This window comes from Alteromonas sp. H39, assembly GCF_047556435.1.
In the GTDB taxonomy this organism is placed as follows: domain Bacteria; phylum Pseudomonadota; class Gammaproteobacteria; order Enterobacterales; family Alteromonadaceae; genus Alteromonas.
On sequence record NZ_CP180210.1, the window covers coordinates 3,088,956 to 3,102,722 of the forward strand.

Sequence of the window (13,767 nt, forward strand, 5' to 3'; positions counted from 1 at the left end):
ACATGTTTGAGTTACAAAAATTACTGGTCCAGGTTACCGACTATATAAAAGGTATCTGGATAAAAAAGCGCTATATTATTATTTGCTCATGGTTAATCTGCCCGATTGGCTTTCTCTATGTTGCAAATCAACCTGATTACTATCGCTCGAATGCCACAGTGCACGTTGATACCCGTTCTGTATTACAGCCTATGTTAAGAGGGCTTGCCATTCAGACGAATCAGGAGCAGGAAATCAGAATGATGGCCCGCACCCTTCTGACACCGGAAAACGTAGCTAAGATAGCCCGGGCCTCAGATCTCGATTTAACGACGACTTCGGAAGCGGCTTTCGATAACCTTGTAAATACCTTAAAAAACAATATCGATCTTACCGGTACATCCCGCGACAATATTTATCGGATTTCTTACACTCACCGTGATGCCGTGGTAGCCCAGCGTGTTGTGCAGGAAACGCTAAACCTGTTTGTTGAAGGGGCGCTAGGGGATAACCGCCGTAGTTCTGATAACGCAGAACGGTTTATCGATAATGAAATTGCCGAGTATGAGAACCGCCTGAAAGAATCAGAGGAACGGCTTGCCGATTTCAAACGCAATTACAGCGACATTTTGCCTATACAAGGCACCTTTTACTCGCGATTAGAGCGTGAAAAAGGTGAGTTGTCGGCGGTTGAGCTTGAGATACGGCAAACGCGTAAGCAGATTGAATCAATCAACGCGCGCCTGAACAATACCCGCGACTCTATCGCTTCGGGCGACTCTGGTTCCTCTGGCCTGGAAACGCGTTACGACGACCGTATACGTGGACTTGAAGAAAAGTTAGATTCTTTAATGCTGCGGTTCACTGATAAACATCCTGATGTGATCGAAACAAAGAACCTCATCACGTCATTGGAAGAACTCAGAGACGTTGAAATATCTCAGTTAGTTAACAAAGATGACAGCGAGTCCTTAAGCCTGAATTCGTTAGGCAGAGAACTGAGTCTGGAAGTCTCTAAGCTGGAAAGTAGACTCGCGTCATTGAACGTGAAGCGTGATGACGTCTCTAACAATATCGCAGAGTTAGAGTCGAAAATTGATCTTGTACCACAAATTGAAGCGGAATCGACTGCGTTAAATCGTGACTATGGGATCCTTAAGCGTAAATACGAAGCATTGTTGGCAAGAAAAGAGTCGGCAGATCTTTCTAAACGCGCTCAGCTTTCTGGTGAAGATATTCAGTTTAAAGTGCTTCAGCCACCTAAACTACCAACCGCTCCTGCAGGGCCTAAAAGGATCCTTCAGTACGTTGGTGTGCTTATCTTAGGGTTTGGCAGTGGGTTCGGTATCGCATTTTTAATCAGTCAGATAACCCCGGTATTGTTGAGAGCAAACCAACTCAAAGCGGTAACAGACTATCCTATATGGGGTGTGGTAACCCACCTGGATAAAGACAAGGTGAAGCGAAGAAACCGTATTCGAATATTCGTATTTGCCTTATCTTCAGGGGTCATTCTCGCTATGTTTGTTGGTATGATAATTGTTGACTCGATGAACATAAAAGTATTTCAGGGGCTGTTCTAATGAAAAGTACTATTGAAAAAGCCCTAGCCAGGCAACAGGAAGCAAAAAAGAAAGAGCTTGAAAAGAAGCAAGCTGAACAGGTCACAACAGAAGAAGTGACGTTACCGAATGACGAGTCAATTGGTGCACCAGTGGGTGCCTCTGAAGCGCCCAAACAGGCGAACGCGGTTCCCGGTGAAAAACGCCCTTTCAAGTTGAATTTTCAGCAGCTTGATGAAAGAGGCTTTGTGTCTTTGGTCGGTAACCGCCGCCAGATTAATGAAGAATACCGTGAAATTAAACGTAAGCTTCTAAGTAATGCGTTTGGGCCACTGGCCAAAACACTGCACAACAGCAACATTATTATGGTGACCAGTAGCCGGCCTTCTGAAGGAAAAACGTTCTCGGCCACTAACCTGGCGCTGAGCATCGCTTCTGAGCAAGATAAAACCGTTCTGTTGGTGGATGCTGATGTCTTAAAGCCGAATGTGTTGAACACGCTGAAATTAGAGCGCAGAAACGGCCTGATGGAATACCTCATGGGTGAAGTCGACGATATCGCCGATGTCATTTACCCCACCAATTTAGAAACGTTGAAAATCATACCAGCTGGGCGTTTCCACCATAAGTCTACCGAGTTACTTGCCAGTCAGAGAATGCATGACATCGTTGATGAGTTTGCTAACCGTTACTCTGATCGTGTTGTAGTGATTGATACGCCTCCGTTGATTGGGATAACTGAGACTGCCGTGCTTGCTAACTTTGCGGGTCAGGCCATGGTGGTAATCGAAGAAGGTCGAACCAAGTTAAATGATATTCGCTTCGCTGTTGACAGGCTTAACCCTGACATGGCTATAGGCTTTGTCGTTAATAAGTCTGTTGAAGAAGATGCATTTAACGGTTACTACGGTTACTACTATTCAGATAGGGAATAAGCGACGTGCTGAGCGATAAAGCAAGGAGCAAAGCAGCTTTATTCACTGCGTTTTATTTGACTGGATCTTGGTATGTTGCTGAGGCAGGTGAGCTAAGGGCGAACAGTAGCGTTTCTGGCTCGGCGATTTTCCGTGAGGTTTCTACAGATTCATCTGTGTCCGGAGACTCGTCGGTCTACAGAGTAAATCCTAATGTTAATATCAGTTACCGATCAGCGAAGTTTCAGGGGCGCGCCAGCGCTAACGTAACCTACCTGGAGCGAGATGACTTCAGAGAAAATTCCTCTAGCGAAGACACCTACACCAACTTTAATTACCAGGCGAGCTATTCCGCTATCGATAACGTGTTGCGCATTCAGGCAAACGGCGGCTTTTCTTATCGAAACCTAACTCCCGAGAATTATATTGTAACGGATGTTATTAACGATGATAGCAACCTGGTGAAAACGCGTAATAACTCGCTGGCTGCCATTTTGACGAAAAGGAAAGGTGATTACTTCTTAGGCAATGGCGTTGCCAGAGTATCAAAAGTTGAAACTGGCCCGAGAGGACAAAACCGGCAGGGGTTTGACAACACGGACATAAGTTTCCAGGGCACTGCACGTAATACGGAAGATGCAGATATCTTCTTTTGGGAGCTTAGTGGCGCGTACAGGGAAACAGACAGAGGCAACCAGGGGAACCCAGTAACGCTTTCTAGCAACGACTTTATTACCCGACGCGGAGATTTTGCCGGCGAGTTGATGGTTTACAAAGAGTTTGGAATCTATATTGCCGCCTCTCATGATGCATACCAATACCAGAGTGCCACATCCACCGGAACAACCAAACGAGAGTTTTACTCCGCAGGTGCTGGCCTGACTTACCGCCAAAGCAGAAACCGATATATTCGGGTTGCCTACAGCAGACAATTTGACAGTGACATTGATGTTGAAATCGCTAACGATGAAGACATTAACGACGACACCTACTTTCTTGAGGGTGAAATTAACTGGGCAGCCACTCCGAGAACCAGCCTAAGAGCAAGACTCACTCGAAATGCGACCGGGGAAACTGGTAACGTCAGTATTCGTTATAATACTAAGAAGCTTCGCAGTTCGCTTCAGTATACAGAAAATGTTACTAACTTCAGTCGGCTGATAAATGAACCTGACAGCATGGGTGTATTTGTTTGCCAGCAAGGAAGTACCTCTCTGGCAGATTGTTTTCAACCGGCAAGCCTGGATTACCAGTTACAGACGGGTGAAACATTCCTGGAGTTCTTCTCGCCCAACCTCGAACTGACCGATGAGGTGATAAAGAGACAATCACTTAACGCAGAGTTTGGCTTATCGGGCAAAAGAACCAGAGTCGTCCTCAATACCCGTTATTCTTTAGATACCTACGTAACGAATAATCGCCAAACAAGAACGCGCTCAGTGTCAACCCGTATCAACCATAGGTTAGGACGGAGAAACACAATATCGGCAAGTATTAGCTATGCACTAATAGAACGGAATGAAGTTGCGTCAATAGGCGACGATACTGAAAATGAAACCTGGAATAGCTCTATTAGCTATACAAGAAATATTGGTCGCTCGTTAAGACTAAATACGTCGCTGAATTATATTGAACGTGCTGGAGAAAATTCATTTATTAACTTCGGTGACTTCAAAGAACGTAGGGTGACTATCGGTATCACCTATATTTTCAATTCCCGTTCAGATAGCGCCGAAGGCCAGGGTGGCATTACTGAGACGCAGAACAATAGCGGCTTTAACAACATCAACACTCAATCCAACCGGTTTTAACCACGGCAAAGTGAGCAACCGCCCTTCTCACTTTGCATCATCATCTGTCTTTAATCTAACGTAGGTTTGATACTTTTTCTTCAGCAACTTATCAATATACTGAGTTAGCTTGACCTTGTGCCCAATCGCGTCATCCAGCGCATCCACTAACTCAGCCAGCATCGCTTTGTAATACTCTGCGTCCTGAATTTCATTACCATTTGGCGTGAGCACTTTCTGAGCTGGCTTGTAAGACCCGGGCTCGTGACCATCCTGACCTTCAGATGAAGCCGCGATATTCTGACTAGCCTCTTCTACCTGCACTTTTTCAGGCTCGAACATCTCTTCTTTGACTTCATCTATCACTGCCTCTACCGCTTCCTCAGTCAGCTTTTCCAGTTCTTCCAGAAATCCGTACAGCAGGATGCGGTCCATCAGAGTATTGATTTTACGCGGTACGCCTCGGGTGAATTGATGAATGCGAGAGAAGGCTTCTTCAGAAAATAATGAGGTACCGTTCCACCCAGCATGATGCATTCGGTATTCAATATACGACTTGGTCTCATCTTCAGTGAGCGGTGCAAGGTGACAGGATGCCACTATACGCTGTCTGAACTGCTCCATGTTGGGAGCACGTAGTATCGGCTGCAGCTCTTCCTGACCTAACAAGAAGCTTTGCAGCAGAGGCTTACCCGCCTGCTGGAAATTAGACAGCATACGCAGCTCTTCGATGGTCTCCAGAGGCAGGTTTTGTGCTTCATCTACCAGCAGCAAAGCCCGCTTGCCTTGCTTGCTCAGATCGAATAAAAACTTTTCGAGATCTTTAAGAATATCCGCTTTCGTCTTAGCGGTAACATCCAGCTCAAATTTCGCGGCCACCATTTTTACTAACTCATCGGGAGTCAGCTTTGGTGTGACGATTTGCGCTGCCATAATGTCATCTTCAATGTCATTGAGCAGACTGTTAGCGATAGTGGTTTTTCCTGTACCAATATCCCCGGTAATGACGATAAACCCTTCCGCCTGCGACAAGCCATACTGCAAATACGACATCGCTCGCTTATGCCATTTACTGGCAAAGAAAAACGCCGGGTCTGGCGTCAGCTGGAACGGTTTGGAGTTAAGTCCGTAATAACTTTCGTACATGAATTTACCGCTAATGCTAATAACTACGACAACGAGGGTTCTAGCTTAACGTAAAGCCCCCTTCCCCGCCATGGAAAAGACATAAAAAAGGGCGCTCTGCTGGCGCCCTCTGTAATGTCACAAAAACAGACAAATCAGGCCTTTTTCACATCCCGATTGACGATTTTATCAATAATTCCGGTTGTGCTTACACCATCCTCAAACGAGAGCACTTTTACCTCTCCACCGTTATCCATGACCTCTTTGGCTCCGGCTATGGCTTCCAGCTTATAATCGCCGCCTTTTACCAACACGTCCGGTAATAACTGCGCAATCAGGCGGCGCGGTGTATCTTCAGAGAACGGCACAACCCAATCAACCGAGCTGAGCCCTGCCAGCACCGCCATTCTGCGTGACACATTATTCACCGGCCGGCCAGGCCCTTTAAGTTTGGTTACTGAGGCGTCGGTGTTCACCGCAACAATTAAGCGGTCTCCCAGTGCTGCGGCTTCTTCCAGATAAGACACATGGCCGGCATGCAGAATATCGAAGCAACCATTGGTCATCACAATTTTCTCACCGCGCTCGCGGGCAGACTGTAACGCAATAACCAGTTGATCTTCGGTCATCACGCCACCGTCGAGATGCACAGACTGCTCCCCCAGCGCCATTGCCAACTCGGTATTGGTAACCGTAGAAGTGCCTAACTTACCCACAACCACACTTGCCGCCAGGTTGGCCAGCACGCAAGCCGCCTGAGTCGGCAGTTTGCATGCCATCGCTACCGCCAGTGTCGAGACAACCGTATCGCCAGCTCCTGTCACGTCGTACACTTCTTTGGCTTTGGCTGGCAGGTGAAATTCATCCTGCCCTTTTTCAAAGAGAGTCATTCCAGCCTCTGAACGCGTTAGCAGCAGCGCATCCAGCGACAGGGACTCACGCAATTCGTGAGCATGTTTCACCAGTTCGGCTTCGTCTTTCGCCTCGCCGGTAATGGCCGATAGTTCCGACAGGTTTGGCGTAATGAGTGTTGCGCCCTTGTATTTACCAAAATCGGATCCTTTCGGGTCAACAATTACGGCTTTGCCCGCTTTCTTTGCTTTTTCAATCAATGACTGCGGTGCCGATAAACAGCCTTTATTATAATCAGATAAGATCACCATATCGGCACTTCCTACCGCCTGTTCAAACGCACTTTCCAATTCCGTTTTACTTACCTCGGCAAAGCTTTTTTCAAAGTCCATTCTCAGAAGCTGCTGGTTGCGGCTCATGACGCGAAGCTTGGTAATAGTGTCCATCCCTTCCACCGGGAAAAACCGACAATCTATATCGAAAGACTCCAGTTTCTGTCGAAGGATTTGTGCGTTTTCATCTTTTCCGCAGAGGCCTATCAGACTGACCTGCGCACCCAAAGATGCCGCGTTGATCGCGACATTGGCAGCGCCACCGGGACGATCTTCCGTGTCACTGATATTCACTACCGGTACCGGCGCCTCGGGCGAAATCCGTCCCGTCCCGCCAGTCCAGTAACGGTCGAGCATCAAATCGCCGACAATGAGAATTCTTGCTTTGCTAAAATCTGGTAAAATCATAAAGATATCGCTATTTCAGGGGCTCTGAATCTTGTCGGCAAGTATAACAGCCAACACCGATAATGAGGAACCAAACTCCTCTCGTTGGTATATCTACATCATTGAAAATCGCTTGGGTCAGTTTTACACCGGAATTACTTGCGATCCAATTCGCAGGATCGCCCAACATCGGGGAGAAAAGCCCGGAGGGGCTAAAGCATTGAAAGGAAAAAGCCCGCTGGTTTTTCGCGGTGTGTTTGAGGTCACCACTAAGAGTCAGGCATTGAAAGCCGAGTACAGAGTGAAACAACTCTCCCGCACGCAGAAACAAAAGCTGATTAACACAAAAAAGCTGGCAGATACTGAAGCGGTATGGGTGAACGAGAAATTTTCCGGGCAGTAATGCGGCATTCTGTATAAGACCGAAAGACCGCTATTGTTTAGCGACTCTTATTTTATAAAACCAACAACCTGTCTTATCCCGCTTTCGTTCGCCCGATATGAAACCGGTAAATGCTGTTGCCTCTGCGCGGCTTCGATACGACCATATGGCTGTTGGTAGTTGGAGGTTAACTGGTCAGCCAATGAGACCCAATCAGCGCGGCAGCAAACAACGTTCGCTAATTTCATCAACGGCGAAACAGTCAGTGTGTTCGTCTGTTTCCAGCAAGCGATGGCGACGCTGTTGCCTATTAGCACAATAAGAAACAACGAATACAGAAGCGCCGGTGGTTAATGCCCCAGCACGCCGTTTACTATCAGCGCAATACCAATACTTAGTGTCAGACCTAAACACGCTACACCGACGTTATGCTGTTGATCGACTTCCTGACGATAATTCATTCCGTACAGGATAATTCGCTTGCTCAGCATTACCGTCAGATGAAGTGAAATTGCTAACACGACGCTGACAATTAACCAGCCCGTTACGTTCGATACATATCCGGCAGGATGGTAGGTAAGCAATTTGTTGGCGGCAGATACCACCATTGCCGTACCCAGCAGGTTACCAGAGTGTTCAATCGCCAGCGCCATCTGGCCTTTGCGAAGTGCCCCCTGAAAAGAGTCATTCTGGTTATCACGGGCATAGCGGGCTTCGTAAATGCGGGTCATTACCATCAGTATGGTCAGCACTACCGCAAAACCTGTACTAATCGCGATGATTGCATTCATATTACTGCCGTCTACCCACAACATCATACTACGCAGAATGATCGCGCTTGCAATCAGACTGGCCGCATCCACCAGCGCAATACTGACGCTGCGGTCGGAGATCATCGCAACCGTATCGACCCGGTTAAGCACCAGTTTATCATGTGCATAGCGACCAAACTTTACCAGTATGATGCCGATTAAGCCGAAGGTCAGCATACCGATAGCAGCATCCTGATACCCCTGCCCGACGTGACGTCCCACAACTGAGCTTAGCACAATGCAAAGAGACAACATGCCGCCTGCAATGCTGATCCCAAATGCAAAATTGTCTTTGACACCCAACTCTTCAGTAACGGTGTTTTTACGGAACAGGCCTGTCAGCCACTTCATCAGTACAAGAAGCAATAATGCCAGCGCCACATCAATGGCCAGATAAATCCACAGGTCGTTTGATAACGGTACCAGTTTTAACAGTGCATCCACCTACATCACTCCCTAATCAGGACAACTGCACGCTGGAGTGGAGAATTGAAGTATGCCAGACTCTGCATGTCAGTTTAATTCATACGCATGCCTGTATTATGCCTACACCTACGGGAAATAACAGTTTGATTGAAGAGTACGCCGAACAATTCTGGCAACGTCTGTCTGAGACGCTTGATGTCCGGTCATTTTCCAGCGACCAACAGAGCGTTATCAGGTCTGTACTGGGGCGCTCAGAATATGTGGCCGAACAACTTATCCGCCACCCACAATGGGTGCAGGACAATCTGGAGCAGGGAAACACGCCGTTATCCCGCGAGGCGATGCAAGAGGATGTTGCAAATAAATGCTCACAAGCAAAAACCGAAGAGGCCTTGCTAAGCGCATTAAGGCAGTGCCGCAACCGTTGGATGGTAGCCATTGCCTGGCGGGATCTGACCAACTCTCAGGCTATCGCAGATTCGCTCACTCTGGTTTCAGCACTGGCAGACAGCCTGATTCAGTCGGCATACCAATGGCAATATAAGACACTCTGCGAGAAACACGGCACACCAATGGGTCAGTACGGCCCGCAACCGATGTTTATTCTTGCCATGGGCAAACTGGGCGGCAAAGAGCTCAATTTTTCCTCAGACATCGACCTGATATTCGCCTACCCTCACAAAGGAGAGACAGAAGAGGGACGCAAGCCTCTGGAAAACCAGCAGTTCTTCACGCGTCTGGCTCAGCGTTTAATTAATTCGCTCAACAAGATAACGGTTGATGGTCAGGTATTCAGGGTGGACATGCGTTTACGGCCTTTTGGGGAAAGTGGTCCACTTGCTATGCATTTTGCCGCACTGGAAGACTATTACCAGGAACAAGGCCGGCACTGGGAACGCTTTGCGATGGTAAAAGCCCGCGTCATTAATGACATCAGGTCACCTTATTTCGACGACTTGCAGGAAATTTTGCGCCCTTTCACTTTCCGTCGCTACCTGGATTTCACTACGATTGATGCACTGCGTAACATGAAGCAACTAATTGCAACCGAGATCCGGCGCAGGCGATTGTCAGACAACATCAAGCTTGGTGCCGGCGGCATCCGCGAGGTCGAGTTTTTTGCTCAGAGCTTTCAACTCATACATGGGGGGCGCGAGCCGGCTTTGCAGCAAAAAGGGCTTCAGGTAACTCTGGATGCGCTTGCAGAGCTGGAGCTGGTCGACGAGGAAAGCGTTACGGAAATGAAGCAGGATTATCTGTTTCTGCGCAAAGTCGAGCACACCCTTCAGCAATGGCAGGACGAACAAACCCAGACGCTGCCGGAAGATGAATGGGGTCAGCAGATTGTTGCCACGGTGTGTGAGTTTGAGGACTACCCGGCTTTTTTACGGCATCTGGATGCCGTAATGGCCCGCATCCATCATCAGTTTAATCAATTGGTTGAGGAAACGCATGAGGCACACACCGAGGAAGATGAACGGTTTGCAGTGTGTCGGGATGCCTGGAACCTGGACTTAGGCGATGACGAGTTCAGGCAGCTGTTATCCCCCCATCTCACCGACGACGATGCCGGGATTGTCCTTACAACACTGACAGAGTTCCGTCAGCAACTTCGCAGTTACCGGATGGGCCAGCGCGGGGAAGATACACTGAATAAGCTGATGCCGGAATTACTGTATATTCTGCTGGATTGCCACGTGGAAAATACGCGTCAGGTGTTATCACGTGTGCTGGGGGTCATCAATGCTATCACCGGGCGTACCACGTATCTGGATCTACTGCTGGAAAATCCGGACGTATTGCGCCAGCTCATCCGATTGTGTGAGCGAAGCGAGTGGATAGCCACCGAGATCCAACGTTTCCCTTTGCTGTTAGATGAGCTCTTAACGCCGGTTTATTTGGAACAACAAAACACCGACATTCTTCGCAGTAAGCAGGAGTACGAGCAGGACTTACGGCAGGCTTTATTGCGTATTGATCCCGACGATGTAGAGCTGATGATGGACTGCTGGCGCCAGTTTAAGTTGTGCCAGCAGTTACGCATCGCCGCCAGCGATATCAGCGGTTCCCTCCCAATCCCGAACGTCAGTGACAAACTAACGGTACTGGCAGAGGTGTTGCTGGAAAGCGTGGTGAATTCCGCCTGGCAACAGGTCAGCGAGCGGTTTGGCGTGCCCTCGCATCTTGAAGCCGGTACCAAAGGTTTTGGTGTAATAGGCTACGGGAAGCTGGGTGGGTTCGAACTTGGCTACGGTTCCGATCTGGATCTGGTGTTTCTGCATAACGCTCCCCGCCATGTTACAACCAACGGCAAAAAAGAAATTGAAGCACAGCAGTTCTATATCAAACTGGCACAGCGCATTATGCATTTACTGAATACCACTACGCTGTTCGGACAGTTGTATGAAACCGACTTGCGCCTGCGCCCCTCTGGCAATGCAGGCCTGCTTTGCTGCCATATTGATGGATTTGCGGTATACCAGCGCGAGGAAGCGTGGACATGGGAACATCAGGCTCTCGTCCGCGCACGGGGGATCCTGGGCGATGCCGAATTGTTGGCATCGTTTAACGCGGTAAGAGAAGAAATACTGTCGCAGCAGCGTGACGTTGATGAGCTGCGCACTCAGGTATCTGACATGCGTCACAAAATGCGCGAGCACCTGTTGTCATCTACTGCTGAAGGCGTCGATCTTAAGCAGTGTGAAGGCGGGATCACTGATATTGAATTCATCGTGCAGTTCTGGGTGTTAGCACATTCTTCTGCTACGCCAGCGCTGGCTGAATACACTGACAATCTGCGCATCATTGAGGCGACTAAAAACGCCGGTATTATTGCTGAAACCAAGGCGACGGCGTTGCAAAGCGCCTACCTTGAGCTGCGAAACCAGTATCATCAGCTGACACTGGCCGACAGCAAGTATGCACAGGACAATGATGAACTGGACGAAATAAGGCATATAGTTTCAGGGCATTGGAAAACGGTTTTTCACACCGGATAATCTGACCGACATAAGCAGTAACAGGCTACTTGCGCCTGCAACATCAGACCAGGCCGGTATTTGGAACATACACAACGCGCGGGCGGAATAATGCAAAGCGTTACCAAGCGGGCTTGTTATCGTTGTGACTTATAGGAGGCAGTAAAAAATTGCGCCTCTTCTTACGATAGCGCTTTTTCTTAACAACGATGCGGGGACGTGAACTAACCAGAAACCTGTCGATAATGCTTCAGGTTTTGCTTTGGCGACGTTTAGCTGGCCTTTACCACCGAGCAGTTTTGTTTGATGAAATCGGTTTCTTCTGCAGTAACCACTAAAGAGCGCTGGCGTGGACAAAGGTAAGCTTTCACTTCCCCTTCGAAATTGCTGTCGATAGCCGTGGCGATTTTCGCCAGCGAGCCTGCAATGGTGTTATCCATCTGAAACTGGTCTTTTATCACGAAATCCTGATCCAGGTCCCATATGACCTGCATTCCTTCCTGCTGCGCATAAGCTGAAATAGCTTCCCGCAACGTGTTACCTGCACTGAAAGTCCGAAACTTGTGCTCTCCTGTCCACCGTCGGGTGACCGGACGGGTCTGACTGGACATATTCTGCAAGCGTTCATCCAATGTCTCTTCGGTGTCGCCAACACTTAGCACGAAGTCACCGATTTCTTCCAGAATGGGATCCGTTGACGACATACGAAACTCACGATAAAACTCTGAGAGCCCACTGGAAACTGACTTTTCCTTAGTTTCGCCTTCCGGCAGTGGCTCAGTGGCATTATCGCGCTGAAGCACGATAACAATGCCAGCAATTATTATCAGCGCCAGTGCCAGACCGATATGCTTCGCCCAAAACAGTGAGCTGGAAAAGCTTTTTTTTGCCATGTGAGTTACTTCCGGTACTTCATCTGAAACGCAGTGTCGTTATCTCTGCATAAAGTATTTTATGTTTGCCAATGAATAGCAAGCCGAGATTCCGACTGATGATGAGAAATCCGTATCTATGTCCCTGCAGTATCGTCCAAAACAGCCGGTAAGTCAGTTGTACAGTGATGGCGATTCTGGATCGGGACGCGTTTTAAAACGTTTATGCATCCACAGATAGCTCTCGGGCTGTTCCTTTATAATGGTCGCGATATGCTCATTCAATAGAGTAAGAGCAGCGTCGTCTTCCATGTCAGCGAGATTCTCCAGTGGCGGGTAAAACTTCACTTTATATCCCCTCGCCGTGTATTGCGACGTTATCAGCATTGGCACACAGTCACTGCGGCGAATAAACATCAGCGTGGCCGTAGTGGTGGCTGTATCTTTCACGCCACCGAAAGGCACAAATATGCTTTGCGCGCGTCCATAATCCTGGTCGGGCAGGTATAAACACAGCTCTTTTTCATTCATCGCTGCCAGTAATGCCTTGGCGTTGCGTTTATGGATCATGTATTTGTTTGACCGGTTACGGCCATGATATTGCAAATAATCCATCAGTGGGTTGTTGTGTTTGCGGTAAAACGCAATGCTGGGATGGGTGTACCCCAGGCCACGGCAGGCAAACTCCAGATTCATGTTATGAAGCGCCATGCCAAACACGCCTTTACCCTGCGCGACTGCGGCTTCTACGTGCTCGTAGCCTTCCACTACAAAATGGCGTTTAATGCGCCACTGTGGCCACCACCAGCCCATTGCGGTTTCGAACAACGCCATGCCGGTTCTGGCGACGTTTTCTTTAACCAGTTTATCTATTTCCGCTTCAGTCAGATGCGGATAACACAATTCGATATTCCGGCGTGCGATCTTTGCCCGTTTCGGTGCCAGTAACGCAATCAACCTTCCTGCACCTCTACCGATAAAACGAATAACCGGAAGCGGCAGTAAAATAATTAAATTGAGAAGAATAACCCCTAACCAGACGCCCCAGTAGGATGGCCCGAGGTAGGCAAGTTTAAACTCGGGCGCCTTAATTGCTGCTGCCAAAAGAAAGTCCTGCATCAAAACAATGGCGGTATTGTAACGACAGAATGCGCCTGAGACTAGGCAGAGGAAGAATAAGTGCGATGTTGCTTCTGCTTAGGGATAAACCAACGGCCAAATCGTTGCCGGCACTGAAGCGAGCCTGTCGCTAGCCTGCACAGCGAAGGAACTGCTTTCTGCAAGTTCGTTTTACGGATCTTTTAACGCGAAATCATTGTGCTATAGCGGGTGAGGTTGGCTTAGTCATGCAGAAAC

General features: G+C 48.4%; 10 protein-coding genes. 5 read left to right on the forward strand and 5 right to left on the reverse strand.

Annotated elements, in window-relative coordinates:
• Positions 1 to 2 precede the first annotated feature (2 nt).
• The 3 genes from ACLBLI_RS13615 to ACLBLI_RS13625 are packed head-to-tail and all read left to right on the forward strand — an operon-like array spanning position 3 to position 4,266.
• On the forward strand, positions 3 to 1,562 hold the full coding sequence (locus ACLBLI_RS13615) for an XrtA system polysaccharide chain length determinant (protein ID WP_414828136.1): 1,560 nt from the start codon (positions 3 to 5) through the stop codon (positions 1,560 to 1,562).
• Positions 1,562 to 2,476 carry an XrtA-associated tyrosine autokinase gene (locus tag ACLBLI_RS13620; protein WP_414828137.1) on the forward strand — a complete coding sequence of 305 codons (915 nt, stop codon included), beginning with the start codon at positions 1,562 to 1,564 and terminating at the stop codon, positions 2,474 to 2,476. Before ACLBLI_RS13615 ends, ACLBLI_RS13620 begins: the two co-directional genes overlap by 1 nt.
• Positions 2,477 to 2,532: 56 nt before the next feature.
• Entirely contained in the window at positions 2,533 to 4,266 is a 1,734-nt protein-coding gene (locus tag ACLBLI_RS13625; RefSeq protein WP_414828138.1) for a hypothetical protein, read from the forward strand.
• A gap of 27 nt (positions 4,267 to 4,293) precedes the next feature.
• Here ACLBLI_RS13625 and ACLBLI_RS13630 read toward each other — a convergent pair whose 3' ends face one another.
• Together ACLBLI_RS13630 and hldE are read right to left on the reverse strand one after the other, a co-directional pair.
• On the reverse strand, positions 4,294 to 5,391 hold the full coding sequence (locus tag ACLBLI_RS13630; RefSeq protein WP_414828139.1) for an XrtA/PEP-CTERM system-associated ATPase: 1,098 nt from the start codon (positions 5,389 to 5,391) through the stop codon (positions 4,294 to 4,296).
• A gap of 134 nt (positions 5,392 to 5,525) precedes the next feature.
• Entirely contained in the window at positions 5,526 to 6,962 is a 1,437-nt protein-coding gene (hldE, locus tag ACLBLI_RS13635) for a bifunctional D-glycero-beta-D-manno-heptose-7-phosphate kinase/D-glycero-beta-D-manno-heptose 1-phosphate adenylyltransferase HldE (protein ID WP_414828140.1), read from the reverse strand.
• Positions 6,963 to 6,993: 31 nt separating this feature from the next.
• Here hldE and ACLBLI_RS13640 point away from each other — a divergent pair, with 31 nt between their 5' ends.
• Positions 6,994 to 7,344 (forward strand): GIY-YIG nuclease family protein, encoded by a 351-nt coding sequence (locus tag ACLBLI_RS13640; protein WP_414828141.1) that lies wholly within the window; start codon positions 6,994 to 6,996, stop codon positions 7,342 to 7,344.
• A 329-nt stretch (positions 7,345 to 7,673) separates the two neighbouring features.
• Here ACLBLI_RS13640 and ACLBLI_RS13645 read toward each other — a convergent pair whose 3' ends face one another.
• Positions 7,674 to 8,579, reverse strand: coding sequence for a DUF350 domain-containing protein (locus tag ACLBLI_RS13645; RefSeq protein WP_414828142.1), 906 nt, complete (start codon positions 8,577 to 8,579; stop codon positions 7,674 to 7,676).
• A 98-nt stretch (positions 8,580 to 8,677) separates the two neighbouring features.
• Here ACLBLI_RS13645 and glnE point away from each other — a divergent pair, with 98 nt between their 5' ends.
• Positions 8,678 to 11,560, forward strand: a complete 2,883-nt coding sequence (gene glnE / locus ACLBLI_RS13650; RefSeq protein ID WP_414828143.1) for a bifunctional [glutamate--ammonia ligase]-adenylyl-L-tyrosine phosphorylase/[glutamate--ammonia-ligase] adenylyltransferase — start codon at positions 8,678 to 8,680, stop codon at positions 11,558 to 11,560.
• 251 nt (positions 11,561 to 11,811) lie between these two features.
• Here the strand turns inward: glnE and ACLBLI_RS13655 are convergent, their stop codons facing one another.
• Complete coding sequence (locus tag ACLBLI_RS13655; protein ID WP_414828144.1) at positions 11,812 to 12,432, reverse strand: TcpQ domain-containing protein; 621 nt, start codon at positions 12,430 to 12,432, stop codon at positions 11,812 to 11,814.
• A 153-nt stretch (positions 12,433 to 12,585) separates the two neighbouring features.
• Positions 12,586 to 13,515, reverse strand: a complete 930-nt coding sequence (lpxL, locus tag ACLBLI_RS13660) for an LpxL/LpxP family Kdo(2)-lipid IV(A) lauroyl/palmitoleoyl acyltransferase (RefSeq protein ID WP_414828145.1) — start codon at positions 13,513 to 13,515, stop codon at positions 12,586 to 12,588.
• Positions 13,516 to 13,767 lie beyond the last annotated feature (252 nt).

Coding starts and splice junctions, on each gene's coding strand:
- ACLBLI_RS13615 (WP_414828136.1), top strand. CDS start 3: ATGTTTGAGTTACAAAAATTACTGGTCCAGGTTACCGACTATATAAAA.
- ACLBLI_RS13620 (WP_414828137.1), top strand. CDS start 1,562: ATGAAAAGTACTATTGAAAAAGCCCTAGCCAGGCAACAGGAAGCAAAA.
- ACLBLI_RS13630 (WP_414828139.1), bottom strand. CDS start 5,391: ATGTACGAAAGTTATTACGGACTTAACTCCAAACCGTTCCAGCTGACG.
- hldE (WP_414828140.1), bottom strand. CDS start 6,962: ATGATTTTACCAGATTTTAGCAAAGCAAGAATTCTCATTGTCGGCGAT.
- glnE (WP_414828143.1), top strand. CDS start 8,678: ATGCCTACACCTACGGGAAATAACAGTTTGATTGAAGAGTACGCCGAA.
- ACLBLI_RS13655 (WP_414828144.1), bottom strand. CDS start 12,432: ATGGCAAAAAAAAGCTTTTCCAGCTCACTGTTTTGGGCGAAGCATATC.